The sequence below is a fragment of the Roseibium sp. AWQ4_290 genome (genome assembly GCF_056160985.1).
Genome location: NZ_JBSWYG010000005.1, coordinates 150,951 through 166,029 on the forward strand (window position 1 = coordinate 150,951; position 15,079 = coordinate 166,029).

Genomic DNA, 15,079 nt, shown 5'->3' on the forward strand with positions numbered 1-15,079 from the left:
GTCCGTGGCCAGTCGTATCGGAGGTCCGGAAGATCCGGAACTGACATCACATTAAGGCAGATCTGAAAAGCGGAGTGTGCTGCGCATCACAGAATGCTGTCTGGCTTTGCGCAAAAGACCGGATGGTTTGACCTTTGAAAGGGCACGGTCTGTCCCCGGCCAAAAAAAGACCCGGGCAAGGCCCGGGTCAGTAAGATCCAGTGGTACATCTGGAAACAGAAAATGGAATTCTGGTCAGCGTTCCGTCTTGACCAGATGCCCGGCGGCGCGGCGGCGCGGCAAGGCGGCTGTCGCACGGTACGCATCGGCGCCGATCTCAGAGCTGTTGCGTTTGCGGCCCGGTGACCAGGTCTGCTGTTCGGCATCCCGGGTGGCTATCAGATGGGCCAGAAAGGCAGAATTGGGCAGATATCGCGAGGAATAGGCTCTCGGGCCCCGGTCCTTCGGCGTGTCGAGGGGGGCCGGCAGATAGGCCGCAAATCCTGCGGAGCGGTCTTCGCCCGTCTCTCCCTGAGTGGGACGCCTGCGCCTCAGATTGGGACGCCCTGCTGCGCTGACCGGGTTAATTCTCACTGCTATCTGCCTCGTTGTCTCACATTGGCACGGTGGGCGCCTGTCTGACTGATCAGTCGCAATCGCCATGCCAGATTGTAAGGCTTTGTTAACCTTTTGTCCGCAGAAACCTTGGGAATCGGATCAAAAAAGTTAACAAGCTGGTGCGTGGCGGCACAGTTTCCGGCGACATGCCGGGATTGAAGGAGGGGGGATTAGAGTATTGTGCGATCAGTCTGCACCATTTGACCGGATCTGCTTTGTCTGCTGAGGAGGCGGATCGCGCGCCTTGGTGTTTCCCCACCACAAGTGCGATCCAACGATGTCAGCGGGCAAAGCAGACTGGCCCGCTCTCCCGGCGCCGGGGCGGCAACTGCGGCCAGAGCGAAGGGCGCTTCTACCGATGTGCCCTTCTCGGGCTCAACCGTGCAGGCCGACCAAACAAAAAGCGCCCGCCGGCAGGTCCTTGTCAGAAGCCGGTGGGCGCTTGGCAGCGTCTTTGAAGCACGCTGTGGTACATCGGGTTTGCCTGCCGCTGCCTCACATCAAAGAGCTCAACCCAAAAGACATACCGGATTGGCTCCCTGGGAACGCGGCGTGTTCCAGATCGGAGCAGGCCAGGACCAGCCCGCTCCGGTGTTGCTTTAATCCGGTGCTTTGCCGGTCCAGGCTGTGCGGTCGATATCCAGATCGGAGAACTTGGCCGGGTCCAGAACGGGCCGTTCCACTCCGGCCTTGAGCTGTGCCTTGAAGTCGTCCAGCAGGCGTTTGGCTGTCGGGAACAGCATCATCAGCGCCAGAAGGTTGACCACCGCCAGAATGCCCATCAGCGGATCTGAGAAGAAAAACACCGCCGTCGCGCCCGGCGCGGTAGCGCCCAGGAAGACGACGCCCATGACCAGTATGCGCAGTCCCTGGATGGCCAGCGTGTTGCCGGTCATGGAGCTGAGGGCGTTTTCGCCCAGATAGTAGTTGTAGATGATCGAGCTGAAGGCGAAGAGCAGGATCGCACCGGTTAGGAAATAGCTGGTCCAGCCGCCGAGATGGGAGGCGAGGGACTGCTGGGTCAGAACGATCCCGTCAACGCCTTCTGCACCTGGAACATAAACGTCTCCCATCAGGATGATCATGGCCGTGCAGGTGCAGATGATGATGGTGTCGATAAAAACCGAAAAGGACTGAGTGATGCCCTGGCTGATCGGATGGCGCACATCAGCGGTTGCAGCCACGTTCGGCGCCGAGCCGAGCCCGGCTTCGTTGGAAAAGAGCCCCCGGCGCAGGCCTTGCGCCAGCGCCGCGCCCATGCCGCCGCCGACCGCTTCCTGCCAGCCGAAGGCGTTGGCAACAATGGTATAGAGTACGGCCGGAATCTGGGTCGCGTTGATGATAATCACCAAGAGGGCCATGGCGATATAGCCAACGGCCATGATCGGCACGATCACGTCGGCCACCTTGGCAATGCGCTGAATGCCGCCAAAGACAATCAGGCCGGTGATCAGGGTCAGGCCGATACCGGTCCACAGGCGGTCGATACCGAGGCTTTCTTCTGCTGCACCAGCCACAGTATTGCCCTGAAAGGCGTTGAACCCGAAGGCGAAGGAGGCAATCAGGCAGATTGCGTACAAAACCGCGAGCCAGCGGTAGTCCGGGCCAAGGCCATGCAGGATGGAACGGGCGGGACCGCCCCGGTAGGTGCCATCACCTTCGGAGCGCTTGTAGAGCTGTGCCAGGGAACATTCGATCAGGCTGGTGGCCATGCCGACCAGGGCAATGGCCCACATCCAGAACACTGCGCCCGGCCCGCCAAGCGTGATGGCAACCGCCACCCCGGCTATATTGCCACCGCCCACCCGGCCGCCGACGGACAGGAGCAGGGCTTCGCGGGCGGAAATCGCGTTCGGGTCCCCGGTCTGGTTCTTGGACGACAGCACCCGGAACATGCGGCCGAAGAAGCGGAACTGGACAAATCCGGTCAAGACAGTGAAAAACACCCCGATAATGACCAGAAACGGGATCAGGGCCCAGCCCCAGGTCAAATCTCCGATTAATCCGAAAAACGCTTCAATCCAGTCCATGGTCTCTGCTCCCGATCATGTGTCTGTTGCTGAAATCTGCAATCCTCGTCAGATCTGACAGGGTAGGCCGCACGCTTTGGCGAATGCAACACAAAAGAGATTTCCTCTTTTATTTCAGAGATTTAATGTCGCTGGCAGTCCCGTTGGAGGATAAAAAAAGAAAGCGCGGGCTCAGCCCGCGCTTTCTCCAGAAGTCAGACTATAGAGGGGCGCTTAAGCGGTCAGCGCGCCCTGTGCCGTGTCCACCAGTGCCTTGAAGGCATCCGGCTGGTTGATGGCAAGATCAGACAGAACCTTGCGGTCCACTTCAACGCCGGCCTTGTTCAGGCCGTCGATGAACCGGCCATAGGTCATCCCGTGCTGGCGGGTTGCTGCGTTGATGCGCTGGATCCAGAGAGAGCGGAACGTGCGCTTCTTGGCCTTGCGGTCGCGATAGGCGTATTGACCTGCCTTCTCCACGGCCTGCTTGGCAACGCGAATTGTGTTCTTGCGGCGGCCGTAATAGCCTTTTGCGGCCTTCAGAACTTTCTTGTGACGAGCGTGGGCGGTTACGCCCCGTTTGACGCGTGACATTTAGGGAATCTCCTTCGGGGCTGGCGTTATGCGTACGGCAGGAACTGCTTCACGATCTTGGCATCCTGGTCGCTCAACGTGGTCGTGCCACGGGCGTTGCGGATGAACTTGTTCGTGCGCTTGATCATGCCATGGCGCTTGCCGGCCTGCGCGGTTTTCACCTTGCCGGTCGCGGTCACCTTGAAGCGCTTTTTGGCGCCGGATTTGGTCTTCAGCTTGGGCATTTTGCATCCTTTCCTTGGTGCGCCCGGTGTAGCAGCAGGCGCTTCTTTCTTGGTGCATTCAGAGCCGACACGGCATGCCCTTGAATGTCGTACTGGATCTGCATCAGAATGCAGAAAACCAGTCCACGACGAGCCGGACGACTCTGGACCGGGCGCTTATATGGGAGGTTTTTGCCAAATGCAACCGGATTCCTGCGCTTGAACGCCTGTTTTGCGCGGTGCGGCCCAGGCTGGTCCGGAGGAGGCGACCTCACGCCGCTCGAGCTGCAGGTATTACCCGTTCACATCAACCACCACCCGGCCCTTGACCTGCCCGTTCAAAATGTCGGCACCAAGTTTCGGCAGATCCGCAAGGGTTGCGGGCTGGATCATGGCCTCCAGCTTGTCCATGGGCAGGTCCCGGGCCAGCCGTTCCCAGGCCTTGAGGCGGGCATCATAGGGTCTCAGGACACTGTCAATGCCGAGCAGATTGACCCCGCGCAGAAGGAAGGGAATGACGGTGGCGGGCAGGGCAGCCCCACCGGCAAGGCCGACGGCTGCAACGGACGTGCCGTATTTCATCTGTCCGAGGATCCTTGCAAGCATAGCACCGCCGACCGCATCGACGCAGCCTGCCCAGGTTTCGGTTTCCAGCGGGCGTTTGACGGTTTCGCTGACACTGTCACGCGGCACGATCCGGCTGGCGCCAAGGGCCTTCAGATAGTCCCAGTTGCTGTCCCGCCCGGTCACAGCCGCGACCTCATAACCGAGCTTGGCCAGTATGGCTGTGGCAACCGAACCAACGCCGCCGGAGGCCCCTGTGACCAGCACCGGGCCGTCCTCGGGCGTCAGGCCATGGTCTTCCAGAGCCATGACGGCCAGCATGGCAGTGAACCCGGCGGTGCCAATGGCCATGGCATTGCGGGTGGAAAGGCCCTCCGGCAGGGGCACCAGCCATTCGCCTTTCACGCGGGCCTTCTGGGCATAGCCGCCCCACCAGGCTTCGCCGACCCGCCAGCCGGTGAGCACCACTTTCTCTCCCGGCTTGTACCAGGTGTCGGAAGAATCCAGCACCGTGCCGGCAAAGTCGATGCCGGGCACATGGGGGTAGGTGCGCACCAGTCCGCCGCCGGGGCCAATGCACAGGCCGTCCTTGTAGTTGAGGGTCGAATATTCAACGGCAACCGTCACATCGCCGTCCGGCAGGCGGCTGTCGTCGAGGGTCTGAACCGATGCCGAGGTGGTGCCGTCCCCGGCCTTGTCCACAAGAAGGGCCTTGAAGCTCATGGGGTTTGTCCTCCCGGTTGGGCACCCGTTCCCGCGGCCGCCGCTTTGATAGTCAGGCCGGTACGCTGCCTCTGGCACCGAAAAATGTCAAACATTTAATTGTCAGACATTAGATGATTAGGTTTGACCCGGTCCTAGCCGGAGTTTTAAGGTGCGCGGACTTAGAGACGGGGTGCAGGAACGGCTTTGGCCATCGACTTCAAGCAAATTCAAAAGCAAGGGCTGTCGGTCCAGATCGCCAACGCCATCCGCGATGCGATCCTGGATGGCCGCCTGTCGGGAGAAGAGCGCCTGCCGAGCGAAGCGGAGCTGGCGGCCCGGTTCGATGTGTCCCGGTCCACGGTGCGCGAAGCCTTGAAGCGGCTGGCGGCCCAGAACCTGGTCCGCAGCGAGCGCGGGTCTTCCGGCGGGGCCTTTGTCACCCGGATGACCTGGCGCGATGCGCAGGACAGCCTGGTCACAACGACCCGGCTATTGATTGGAATGAACGAGATCCCGCTGGAAGATGCCATTGAAGCCCGCTTCGCGCTGGAGATGGCGGCCGTGCCTCTGGCTGCGGAAAAGGCCGGTAAAGAGCACCTTGCATCGCTGCGTGCGGAAATTGCCCGCCAGCGGGCCCCGGAGACCAGCGACGAGGCTTTCTGTGCGTCGGATGTGGCGTTCCATTCTGCACTGGCCCGGGCAAGCTGCAATCCGCTTCTATCGTTTCAACTGTCAGCGGCGGTTGAGGCCATGCAGCCCTTGATGAACATGCTGGTGTACCGGCTGCGCGCCCGCACACGCATTGCCGATTTGCATGCGGCGCTGGCCGATGCCCTGGAGCAGCGCGATGCTGCGGCGGCGGCTGCCGCTCTGGACCTCTTGTGGGCCTATATGCGGGATCTGGCCGCCGAGCGGCGCAAGCCCGGACCCAGTTGACCGATCCTGGCTGCCCTCTGTTTCAAGAGCGGGTAAACCTGAGCCGCCTGGAGAGTTTGGGCCGGCCTGCCGGGGACGGCGCTGCGGCCTCGGCCAGATGTCCCGCCAGGATCGTGATCGCCTTGAGAACCGGCCCCGGATCCTCCCCCTCGCACAAGACCATCGCGCTGGTCTGCCGGGTCAGCCCGTCCTGAAGCCGTTCGGCCTGAATCAGGTTCATGAAGTGATGTTCATGGCTGACCAGTTTGTCCCGGCAGCAGGGGCAGGCCGGGTCTATGAAGCTGAATCCGGTCTTGCGGGTGCTGCGCAAGGCCCGGACGCTGTTCATCACGGCAAGGCCGATCCGTGGCCCGTGTTTGGGGCCGAACGCGTGCATGCAGGTTTCAAAAGCTTCTTCCCAGGCAAAGCTGTCCGGCGCGGCGTAGCTCATGCAAAACTGTCTGAGCGCCGCCAGAACGGTCTGCTCCGCCGCGGACAGGCCGGCCTCTGAAACCGTGGTCCGGCTCGCCTTGCGGCCCTTATGGGGGGAATGATGGGTCAAGGTCTGCCCTCCAGCTCTTAATTGCAATGTGGCCTTGGCGGATGTTCAGGACGTAGGGCCTGATGCCGTGTGCTGCGCTTCCTGACAGTCGGCTAGCCTGAACCGGTGAAACCGGCCGGGTCTGGCGGTGGAGAGCGGTTTGCAAACACATTCGAATGGGTGGCAAATGTTTTTGCAGTTGTGCCGCTGCAGCAACACTGTTATCAAATACATGAATTTTAAAGTCAAGTTTATCCGCGGCATCGGTGCTCTATGCAGGGTAGTGGTAAGAATGTGATTAGAAGCTCATACTTTTTCGCGGAAGCTGGTTTCCCCGGTGCGCTTTTTTGGTGTAAGAAACGCGCAGCCAGGGCATTACCGGCGGGTCCCAATGCCTCAGCCCCGACATTTCTTCAGCACCTTCACAAGCGCTTTGCCCCCTGGCTGGCCACGGTCCGGACCGTTGCAAACGGCAGAATTGCGATCTCATTCGTGATGTGCCAGGCACGGCATGCGACTGGCCTTCAACCGGATCCGTCCGGCTGGCGGCAAAGACTGAAGCGTTGCTGGCAATCCATAGGCCATGGCCGCTGGATTGCGCTGATCCCATGCCGAACCAGGAGCGCCCAGATGAAAAGATCCCTTGTCAAAACTCTCTGTCTTGCAGCGGGTCTTTTTGCTTCGGCCGCGCATGCCCAGTCGCCGGAGACAATCTCAATTCAGCTGAACGCGGCCGAAACGGCAGGCAAAGCGTGCCGCCTCACCTTTGTTCTCCAGAACCGGATGGACACGGCCGTTGACGCCCTCGGGTTTGAGCTGGTCACGTTCGACACGTCCGAAGGGGTCTCGGGCTATACCGCCGTGGACTTCGGGGCCATGCCCGCCGGCAAGACTGTGGTGCGCCAGTATGACGTCGGCAAAAGCCCCTGTTCGGAAATTTCCCGTGTGCTGCTCAACCAGGTCCGGTCCTGCGACGTGAAGGGCGCCCCGCTGCCCAACTGTCTGTCCAGACTGGAAATCTCCTCGCGTTCCGAAATCGACTTCATCCTTTAAAGGTTCGTCATGCCCTTCCAACTTGCCCCTGTGCTGCCGTCTTTCTTGTCGCCCCTGGCCGGACTGGTTGATCAGGGTGGCCCGGTTGTCATGCTGCTGATCGCGCTGTCCATCGTGGCTGTCGCCCTCATCATTACCAAGGCGCTCCAATTCACGTTTGCCGGGGTTGGCCGGTTCGGCCGGGCCCGCAGAGCGCTTGGGGTCTGGCTGGACGGCCAGCAGCGCGACGCTCTGGCAATTGCCAGCGACGGGGGCTCCGTGGCCGCGGGCATCATGGACAAGATGATCCGGGGCGCCTCCAGGCCGAATGTGGACAAGGCGCTGTTGAAAGAGGATGTGGAGCGGATCTGCCTCCAGAAAATCAACGGCCTGCGCGCCTATTTGCGGCCCCTCGACATGATTGCCCAGACGGCGCCTCTGATCGGCCTTCTCGGCACGGTTCTGGGCATGATCGAAGCCTTTCAGGCCATGCAGGGTGCTGGGGCTGCCGTGGATCCGTCCGTACTGGCTGGCGGGATCTGGGTCGCGCTTCTGACCACCGCCGTGGGTCTTGCGGTGGCTATTCCGGTTTCCGCCATTGTCGGCTGGTTCGACAGCCGGATCGAAGCGGAGCAGGCGGAAATGGAAGCGCTGGTCACGGCCTTCTTCACCGGTGCTGTTGCCGAGCGTGGGGCCGGGCACGGGGCCGAAAGGTCTGTGCCCAGGGACATGGTGGAAACCGGGGCGCAGCCAGGGCATGCAGTTTAAGCCGAGGGTCAAACGCAAGCCGGTTGGATTGACGTCGCTGATCGACGTGATCTTCCTGCTTCTGCTGTTCTTCATGCTGGCTTCCAGCTTCACCCGTTACCAGTCACTGGATCTGTCGAGCGGCGGGCAGGGCGGGGGCGCGCAGGTCAAGCCTGCGTATCTCAGGCTGCACAGTGAAGACCGGATTGACCTGAACGGGGTGTCCTTGACCAAGGCCGAACTGGCCGCGCGCTTTAAAGGATTGGCTGCTGCTGACGGGGAAGGGCCCGGCGGGAGCAGGGTCCTGGCGATCTGGTCCGGTCCGGAGGCCACGGTCCAGGACGTTGTCGATGTCATGTCGGTGGCGCGTCAGTCCGGTCTCAAGACCGTTCTGGTGACCGGAAAGTGAGGCCATGAGATGCGTCTGACCCAAAAGATACGCCGTGAACCACCTGAAAACACCATTCCGCTGATCAATGTCGTTTTCCTGATGCTGATCTTTTTTCTCTTTGCCGGATCGATTGCCAAGGATGATGCGCGCAAGGTCGAGCCGCCGCACAACATTCTTGAAGATGAAACGGTACGCTCCACCGGGGCTCTGATCATTGACCGGGCCGGCAAGACATATGCCGGTGACGAGGAAATCACGGTGGCCAGCTGGCTGGCGAAGCAGGAGGGGGCGCAGGAGCTTCAGGACTCGGCCCGGGAGCCCTTGAAAATTGCCGCAGACGGAGACCTGAAGGCTGATCAGCTGGAAAAAGTCCTGGACGAATTCAGATCGGCCGGGCGGACCGATCTTGTGCTGATTACAAGACGAGGCGCCAAGTGAGCTATACGCGGTTGTTCATTGCCGGTCTGGTCCTGTCGGTTCTGGGTCACAGTGCCGGATCGGCTTTTTTTGCCGAAGATCCCAACAAGGTCGAGGTCGGGGCATCTGCAGGAGGCGGTGTTTCGGTCATTGGCGGGCTGGAAGATCTTGTTTCTGGCAGCGTTGCCGATTTGGCCAGCGTGGCGGAGGCGGTCGAGGAAGCCGATCCCGATGTAGAGCCGGTCGAGCCGGTGAAAGCGCCAGCGCCGGTGAGCGACGTGACGCCGCCGGTGGAGGCGGTGGAGGTTGTGCAGCCGGTACAGGCTGTCAGTCCGCAGACCGCTGTTGAGGCCCCGGTTGTGACGGCCGAAGCGGTTCCGGTTGTGGAAGGGGTCACGTCGGCGGATGCGGTTACCGTGACAGAGCCGCTCAAGGATGTGGTTCCGGATGAAGCCAGCCCTGCGGCTTTGCCGGAGACCGTTGCGGAAGTCGTTCCCGAAGCGGCTCCGGTTTCAGAGCCCGTCACCGCGCAAAAGCCCGTCGAGGTCAAGCCGGTGAATGACCAGAAGCCGGTCGAAGTGGCCAGGCTTGTGGAGCCGGCTGTTGACCGTCTCGAGCCCGTTCCGGATCCGTTGAGCGAGGTCACCAGGACCCCGAAAGTCAAGCCTGACCCCCCGGTCAAAAAGGTTCAGAAGAAGAAAAAGAAGACCCAGAAGAAACAGGCTCAGAAGCAGCAGAAGCGCGGCGCAGAGGCAGATGCCCGCCGGGGTGGGCAGCGCATCACCAGCCAGACTGCCCGCTCCAATGCAAATGGGCGTCAGGATGCCAAGTCCAAGGACGGGGGCGACAAGGCGAAGTCGAACTATAAAGGCAAGGTCCGGTCTAAGCTTTTGCGGGCCCAAAGATATCCGAAAAAGGCAAAACGCAAGAAGCTGCGCGGCACGGTGCAGGTGTCCTTCCTGATTGCGCCGAGCGGGTCGGTGTCGAAGGTTCGCATTGTGCGATCGTCCGGTCATCCCGTAATCGACCAGGCGGCCCTCGACATGGTCCGCCGCGCGTCGCCGATGCCGAAATTTCCGTCGAACCTGCGGGCCAAGCATATGCCCTTTTCCGCCCCCATCATGTTTGATCCGAACCGGTAACAACTTAACAGCAACAGCAGAGGCCTGGTGTCAGAGCGGCCTCGCTGTCTGAAGGAAGCTCTGCATCCCGATGCTTTTTCTCGCAGCCGGTGCGGTGGCAGCTGCTTTTCCGCATGCTTCTGCGTTTGCCGGTCTGCCCAGCTACTTATAACAGACTTTCATGCCTTACCGCAGCGTCGTTGCCTTTTCGGCCGGAGCCTCAAGCGGCCTGATGGGCTTTGATTAGGCTTCAAACAATATTTCAAACATTGTTTTACATGAGTAAAAATCTCATGTATAGGATTGCCGACTGGCTGAAAAAGGCCGGTTCACGCCAGTTTCGGTGTTTCACCGAGTGCAGCTGTCAACGGAAAATCATCAAGGGGGCCTGACCATGCATGACCGCGTGCGTCTTTCAGTTTTGCTTTCGGGCACAGTTATTCAGTCGGCCATGCTGGCAGGTGGTGCGGTGGCCCAGGACGCGTCTTCCTCTGAGCCGGAGACTGCGGGGGCAACTGTCCTGGAAACCATTCTGGTGATCCCGGGCGAGGAAACGGCGGATGACAAGCATGCAGGTGCGGCCGACCGGGCAGGCGCGATCTATGTTTCCCAAGAGGACCTGCAGCGCACCAATCCGCAATCTTTGAAAGATGTGTTTGCCGGGGACGCGTCCATCACTGTTGGCGGTGCCATGGGGTCAACGCAGAAAGTCTATGTGAACAGCATCGACGAACTCAACCTTGCGGTGTCGGTTGATGGTGTTCTGCAGAACAACCGGGTCTTTCACCACAACACGACCAACTATATCGATCCCACCCTTTTGAAGTCTGTCCGGGTGGATCCGGGCGTTGCTCCTGCAGATGCGGGGCCAGCCGCCCTTGGCGGGGCGATTGTCTATGAAACCGTAGATGTGGGCGACCTTCTGGAAGACGGCCGCAGCTATGGCGGCTTTGCTTCGCTGACCTTTGATACCAACAGCGCCACCTTCACCGAAGCGGCCTCCGGATATGGCCGCTATGAAGGGTTTGAACTGCTCGGCTACATCAAATACGCCGATGGGGACAACTACTCCGACGGCGATGGCACGGAGATGAATGGCACATCGGCAAACTTCCTGAGCTATCTGGGAAAGACGGCGTTTGAGTCCTCCGAAGGGCACCGGTTTGAATTGAGCGCCCAGCAGGTGCAGGACCATTCCCAGCGGCCCTACCGGGCGAATTTCGGCGGCTTGCCGTCTACGGAACCGGAAACCCGCCGCTACGAGATCACCCAGCGCAGCTACTCGGCCAGATACAGCCTGGAAGGGGCTGAAGGTCTCATCGATCCGGTTGTGGTTTTGGGCTACAGCGAAGCCTCGACCGAGGTCCCGTTCTTCTATCACACGGGCTCCGGCCGGCTGCTGAACATTGAAAGTGACGGATCGGCCTGGTCCTGGTCCGGCAAGGCGGAAAACACGTTCCATATCGGTGAGGCGCAGACGGTGACGGCCGGTGTCGACTTCTACAACGCGGAAAGCGAATATTCCGATGTGCTTTACAGTCCCGATGGATACAAGGAAAAGGCCCGCAATGTGGGCTTCTACGCCCAGGCGCGGTTGATGCCGGTTGACCGGGTGCGTCTGTCCTTCGGCGGACGTGGGGATCAGCAATGGTTCACCGGGGTTGATGGCACCGAACTGAACAATTTCGGCCTGAGCGGCAATGCATTTGCTGAAGTCGACGTGACCGAGTTTCTCTCTGTCAATGCGGGCTATTCAAACGTCTTTGGCGGCATTGATCTGGAAGAAAACTACATTTTCGACAGCATCACCGGCTATGACGGGCTGAAACCGGTCCGCGCCCAGAACCTGGTTGCCGGGATCAAGATTGACTATCAGGGCTTTCATGTCACGGGGGATGTCTTCCAGACCGACTTCTTCGACTACCGGGAATACACCAGTGCCCTCAACGTTCATAACACGGATGTCACTGTGAAGGGGTTCAAGCTCGGCGCGGGCTATTCCTGGGGGGCGGGATTTGTCCGGGTGTCCTATTCCGACAGCGACCTGAAGAATGACAGCGGCTATGTGGATTCCTTTTCCGCCAGCGACGCGGGCGCTCCCGTCGGCCAGGTGATTGCCGCCGAGATAGTGCACACATTTGACCGCTATGATCTGACCCTCGGCTCCAGCTTCGACGCCGCGCTCGAATATGAGGGAACCGAGAAAGCCGGTTACAACGCCTTGCCGGGCTATTTTGTTGCCAATGCCTTTGCCGAATACAAGCCAAAGCAAGTCGAGCAGCTAACTCTCCGGCTGGAAGCCAACAATATCTTCGATGAAACCTATGCGGAACGGTCCACCTATGGGGCCGAATACGGTCTGGATGAACTTACCCCGCTTTATGAGCCGGGCCGGTCCTTCCTGCTGAAGGCACAGTTGAAATTCTGACGTTCGCGGGCTGTAGCGTCTGCAGTCTTTAAAGTCTGGCGGTCTCAGTCAATTGCGGTCGGTTTTATTTGTCGAGGTTGGAATCAGGCACTTGTGCGGCTGGTCCCTCTGGGGCCAGCCTTTGCTGTCAGATGTGGTGCAGAGCGACTTTGAGGCCGTCCAGGGTCCTGATTTTCACGGGCATTTCATAGATCTGCGACAGGATCTCTTCGCGCATCAGATCGCCAGTCGGGGCATGGGCGATGATCCGCCCCTGTTTCAGAGCAATGATGTGGTCCGAATAGGCAGCGGCATAATTGATGTCATGCAGCACGGCAACGATGGTCTTGCCATGGCTGTCGGCCAGAGCGCGCAGCTGGCGCATCAGGCTGCGGGCAAACTGCATGTCGAGATTGTTCAGCGGTTCGTCGAGAAGCAGGTAGTCGGTGTCCTGGGCATAGGCCATGGCCACCAGAACCCTCTGCCGCTGCCCTCCGGACAATTCGTCAAGGAACCGGTCCGAAAGGGCCTCAAGGTCAAATTGCGCCAAGGCCTGGGCCACGCGCTCCCGGTCGGTGTCCGTCGGGCGGCCCTGATGATGGGGAAACCGGCCGAAGCCGACCATGTCCCTGACCGAAATGCGGGAAGCGACATGGGTGTCCTGGCGCAGAATCGCCAGCTTGCGGGCAAGGTCCCGGGACGGGCAGCTGGACACATCGAGCCCGTCAAAGCTGATCCGGCCTGTTTCCAGCGGCAGGAGCCGGGCCATCAGCGCAAAGAGGGTCGACTTTCCGGCTCCATTCGGGCCGATCAGCGCCGTCACACCGCCCTTTTCGATGGTCAGGGAGATATCACTCAGGACCGGCGTTTTCCCGTGGTGAAAGGTGACGTCTTCGATCTCGATCACATCCGTGCCTTTCTCAAGATGAGGGCCAGAAAGGTGAGGCCGCCCAGGAATTCGATCACCACACTTAACGTTGCGCCCAGGCCCAGAACCCGTTCGAAAATGGCCTGCCCGCCGACCAGGACCGTGATCGCGATCAGGGTGGCGGCGAGAAAAACCGGCCCGTGATGGTGGGTCTTCAGGAGTTCATAGGCGAGCGCGCTGACCAGAAGCCCGAAAAAGCTAACAGGACCGACAAGCGCGGTGGACGTTGCCACCAGAATGGCGACGAGCGTCAGGCCGGTAAACACTTCCCGGCGGTGATCCACCCCAAGCCCGATGGCCTGATCGCGGCCCAGGGCCATCACATCAAACACATGGCGCTTGTGCCAGATAAAGGCGCAGACCAGCAGGATCAACGGCGTTGTCAGAGCCAGCAACGTGGTATCGACCCGGTTGAAACTGGCAAAGACCGAGCCCTGAAGAATGGAAAATTCGCTCGGGTCCATAATCCGCTGCAGCAGATTGGTGAAGCTGCGGAACAGGACGCCGAACACGACCCCCACAAGCAGCATGCGGAAGAGGTCCTGAAGGCCCCGGCCCAGCAGGGCCCCGAAGAGAAGCAGGGCGGCGCCGGTCAGCAGCGCCAGTTCGGCCAGAAATTTGCCTTCCGGCGGCAAGGCTGCAAATCCGAACCCGCCCAGGGCAAAGACCAGCGCGGTTTGCAGCAGCACATACAGCGCATCAAAGCCCATGATGGAAGGGGTCAGGATGCGGTTGCCGGTCAGGGTCTGGAACAGCACCGTGGCCAGGGCAACGGATGTGGCCACCAGCACCAGGGCCAGCAGTTTGGCCCCCCGGAACATGAGGATGAAGTCCCAGTTGCCCCGGGCGCCAAGGGTCATGAAGGCCGCTATGGCCAGAAGGGCCAAAAGGGCGAGCAGGATCAGGGGTCTACCCACGGTGCGGGGGCCTTGCAAACAGAAGCCAGAGAAAGATGCCGGTGCCGGCAATGCCGAACACCGTGCTGGCCGGAATTTCATAAGGGTAGCGGATCAGACGTCCGGCAAGGTCACTCGCCAGCACCAGAACCGCGCCGGTCAGGGCAATCAGCGGCAGCGTCGCGCGGGTGTTATCGCCCAGGAACCGGCTGATGATGTTGGGCACGACCAGCCCGACAAAGGGCAGCAAGCCAACAGTCAGCACTGTAAAGGAGGTGATCAGAGAGACGAAAAGGAGACCTGAGGTCATCACGAAACGGTAGTTGAGGCCAAGGCCTGTCGCTGTTTCGCGGCCAAATCCGGCCACCGTGAACTGATCGGCATAAAGATAGGCGAAGGCGGCCACTGCGCCGGACGCCCACAGGAGCTCATAGCGCCCCTGCAAGATTCCGGAGAATTCCCCGTTCATCCACACAGCGAGATATTGCAGCAGATCGTATTCATAGGCGAGAAAGGTGGACAGGGCGGCAATGATGCCACCATAGACAATCCCGGTCAGGGGCACCAACAAGGGTTGGGTCGGCGGCAGTTTACGGACAATGGCCAGAAAGACGGCGGTGCCGGCAAAGGCAGCGGCGCTGGCGCAGGCCATTTTGACAAACAGGCTGGCGCCCGGAACGAAAAGGGTCATCAGCAAGAGGCCGAGCGCGGCGCATTCACCGGTGCCGGTGGTGGCCGGTTCCACAAAGCGGTTGCGCACCAGCGTTTGCAGGATGACCCCGGCAACGGCGAGTGATGCGCCGGAGAGGATCGCGGCCAGGGTACGCGGCACCCGGCTGACCAAAAGCAGTTCGCCCTTGCCGCCGCTCTGAAACAGCTCGAAGAATCCGGCCTGGGCGGCCCCGGTGGCCACACTGGCGGCTATCAGGGCCAGCAGACCCGCACCCAGCAGCAGCGGCCAGACCAGACGATGCGGCCGCGCCGCGCGGGCAGGAAAGGGAAAGGGCAAAGC

Annotated in this window: 16 protein-coding genes; 7 read left to right on the plus strand and 9 right to left on the minus strand. The window is 60.7% G+C overall.

The window, feature by feature from the left end:
- Positions 1–234: 234 nt before the first annotated feature.
- From ACXAH0_RS06990 to acuI, 5 genes are all read right to left on the minus strand, one after another.
- Entirely contained in the window at positions 235–573 is a 339-nt protein-coding gene (locus ACXAH0_RS06990) for a hypothetical protein (RefSeq protein WP_475185621.1), read from the minus strand.
- Positions 574–1,196: 623 nt separating this feature from the next.
- Positions 1,197–2,627, minus strand: a complete 1,431-nt coding sequence (locus ACXAH0_RS06995; RefSeq protein ID WP_475185619.1) for an alanine/glycine:cation symporter family protein — start codon at positions 2,625–2,627, stop codon at positions 1,197–1,199.
- A gap of 213 nt (positions 2,628–2,840) precedes the next feature.
- Positions 2,841–3,200, minus strand: a complete 360-nt coding sequence (rplT, locus tag ACXAH0_RS07000) for a 50S ribosomal protein L20 (protein ID WP_475185615.1) — start codon at positions 3,198–3,200, stop codon at positions 2,841–2,843.
- Between the two features lie 26 nt (positions 3,201–3,226).
- Positions 3,227–3,424 (minus strand): 50S ribosomal protein L35, encoded by a 198-nt coding sequence (gene rpmI / locus ACXAH0_RS07005; protein ID WP_023002610.1) that lies wholly within the window; start codon positions 3,422–3,424, stop codon positions 3,227–3,229.
- Between the two features lie 273 nt (positions 3,425–3,697).
- Entirely contained in the window at positions 3,698–4,690 is a 993-nt protein-coding gene (gene acuI, locus ACXAH0_RS07010; protein ID WP_475185611.1) for an acryloyl-CoA reductase, read from the minus strand.
- A 186-nt stretch (positions 4,691–4,876) separates the two neighbouring features.
- Here acuI and ACXAH0_RS07015 point away from each other — a divergent pair, with 186 nt between their 5' ends.
- Complete coding sequence (locus ACXAH0_RS07015) at positions 4,877–5,608, plus strand: FadR/GntR family transcriptional regulator (RefSeq protein WP_475189922.1); 732 nt, start codon at positions 4,877–4,879, stop codon at positions 5,606–5,608.
- Between the two features lie 22 nt (positions 5,609–5,630).
- Here ACXAH0_RS07015 and ACXAH0_RS07020 read toward each other — a convergent pair whose 3' ends face one another.
- On the minus strand, positions 5,631–6,149 hold the full coding sequence (locus ACXAH0_RS07020) for a hypothetical protein (RefSeq protein WP_475185601.1): 519 nt from the start codon (positions 6,147–6,149) through the stop codon (positions 5,631–5,633).
- A 609-nt stretch (positions 6,150–6,758) separates the two neighbouring features.
- On the opposite strand from ACXAH0_RS07020, the gene ACXAH0_RS07025 reads away from it, so the two are divergent.
- The 6 genes from ACXAH0_RS07025 (at position 6,759) to ACXAH0_RS07050 (ending at position 12,264) form a co-directional block, all read left to right on the plus strand.
- On the plus strand, positions 6,759–7,181 hold the full coding sequence (locus ACXAH0_RS07025) for a hypothetical protein (protein WP_475189925.1): 423 nt from the start codon (positions 6,759–6,761) through the stop codon (positions 7,179–7,181).
- 9 nt (positions 7,182–7,190) lie between these two features.
- Positions 7,191–7,928, plus strand: a complete 738-nt coding sequence (locus ACXAH0_RS07030; RefSeq protein ID WP_475189927.1) for a MotA/TolQ/ExbB proton channel family protein — start codon at positions 7,191–7,193, stop codon at positions 7,926–7,928.
- Entirely contained in the window at positions 7,918–8,316 is a 399-nt protein-coding gene (locus tag ACXAH0_RS07035) for an ExbD/TolR family protein (RefSeq protein WP_475185593.1), read from the plus strand. The genes ACXAH0_RS07030 and ACXAH0_RS07035 overlap by 11 nt, the downstream gene beginning before the upstream one ends.
- 9 nt (positions 8,317–8,325) lie before the next feature.
- Positions 8,326–8,736 carry an ExbD/TolR family protein gene (locus tag ACXAH0_RS07040; RefSeq protein WP_475185591.1) on the plus strand — a complete coding sequence of 137 codons (411 nt, stop codon included), beginning with the start codon at positions 8,326–8,328 and terminating at the stop codon, positions 8,734–8,736.
- Complete coding sequence (locus tag ACXAH0_RS07045) at positions 8,733–9,857, plus strand: energy transducer TonB (protein ID WP_475189928.1); 1,125 nt, start codon at positions 8,733–8,735, stop codon at positions 9,855–9,857. The genes ACXAH0_RS07040 and ACXAH0_RS07045 overlap by 4 nt, the downstream gene beginning before the upstream one ends.
- Before the next feature lie 373 nt (positions 9,858–10,230).
- The gene (locus ACXAH0_RS07050) at positions 10,231–12,264 is read left to right on the plus strand and encodes a TonB-dependent receptor plug domain-containing protein (RefSeq protein WP_475189931.1); all 2,034 of its coding nucleotides are present in this window, start codon (positions 10,231–10,233) and stop codon (positions 12,262–12,264) included.
- A 127-nt stretch (positions 12,265–12,391) separates the two neighbouring features.
- Here ACXAH0_RS07050 and ACXAH0_RS07055 read toward each other — a convergent pair whose 3' ends face one another.
- From ACXAH0_RS07055 to ACXAH0_RS07065, 3 genes are read right to left on the minus strand one after another with little or no spacing between them, the layout of a single operon-like run.
- Complete coding sequence (locus tag ACXAH0_RS07055) at positions 12,392–13,150, minus strand: iron ABC transporter ATP-binding protein (RefSeq protein WP_475185583.1); 759 nt, start codon at positions 13,148–13,150, stop codon at positions 12,392–12,394.
- Positions 13,147–14,031: an iron chelate uptake ABC transporter family permease subunit gene (locus ACXAH0_RS07060; protein ID WP_475185662.1), complete on the minus strand. Its 885-nt coding sequence runs from the start codon at positions 14,029–14,031 to the stop codon at positions 13,147–13,149. The genes ACXAH0_RS07055 and ACXAH0_RS07060 overlap by 4 nt, the downstream gene beginning before the upstream one ends.
- A 49-nt stretch (positions 14,032–14,080) precedes the next feature.
- Positions 14,081–15,076 (minus strand): ABC transporter permease, encoded by a 996-nt coding sequence (locus tag ACXAH0_RS07065; protein ID WP_475189932.1) that lies wholly within the window; start codon positions 15,074–15,076, stop codon positions 14,081–14,083.
- Between the last annotated feature and the right edge of the window lie 3 nt (positions 15,077–15,079).

What these genes read in the sequence shown, in the direction of transcription:
- ACXAH0_RS06995 (WP_475185619.1), bottom strand. Translation starts at nt 2,627, where the DNA reads ATGGACTGGATTGAAGCGTTTTTCGGATTAATCGGAGATTTGACCTGG.
- rplT (WP_475185615.1), bottom strand. Translation starts at nt 3,200, where the DNA reads ATGTCACGCGTCAAACGGGGCGTAACCGCCCACGCTCGTCACAAGAAA.
- rpmI (WP_023002610.1), bottom strand. Translation starts at nt 3,424, where the DNA reads ATGCCCAAGCTGAAGACCAAATCCGGCGCCAAAAAGCGCTTCAAGGTG.
- acuI (WP_475185611.1), bottom strand. Translation starts at nt 4,690, where the DNA reads ATGAGCTTCAAGGCCCTTCTTGTGGACAAGGCCGGGGACGGCACCACC.
- ACXAH0_RS07025 (WP_475189925.1), top strand. Translation starts at nt 6,759, where the DNA reads ATGAAAAGATCCCTTGTCAAAACTCTCTGTCTTGCAGCGGGTCTTTTT.
- ACXAH0_RS07030 (WP_475189927.1), top strand. Translation starts at nt 7,191, where the DNA reads ATGCCCTTCCAACTTGCCCCTGTGCTGCCGTCTTTCTTGTCGCCCCTG.
- ACXAH0_RS07035 (WP_475185593.1), top strand. Translation starts at nt 7,918, where the DNA reads ATGCAGTTTAAGCCGAGGGTCAAACGCAAGCCGGTTGGATTGACGTCG.
- ACXAH0_RS07040 (WP_475185591.1), top strand. Translation starts at nt 8,326, where the DNA reads ATGCGTCTGACCCAAAAGATACGCCGTGAACCACCTGAAAACACCATT.
- ACXAH0_RS07050 (WP_475189931.1), top strand. Translation starts at nt 10,231, where the DNA reads ATGCATGACCGCGTGCGTCTTTCAGTTTTGCTTTCGGGCACAGTTATT.
- ACXAH0_RS07060 (WP_475185662.1), bottom strand. Translation starts at nt 14,031, where the DNA reads ATGACCCTTGGCGCCCGGGGCAACTGGGACTTCATCCTCATGTTCCGG.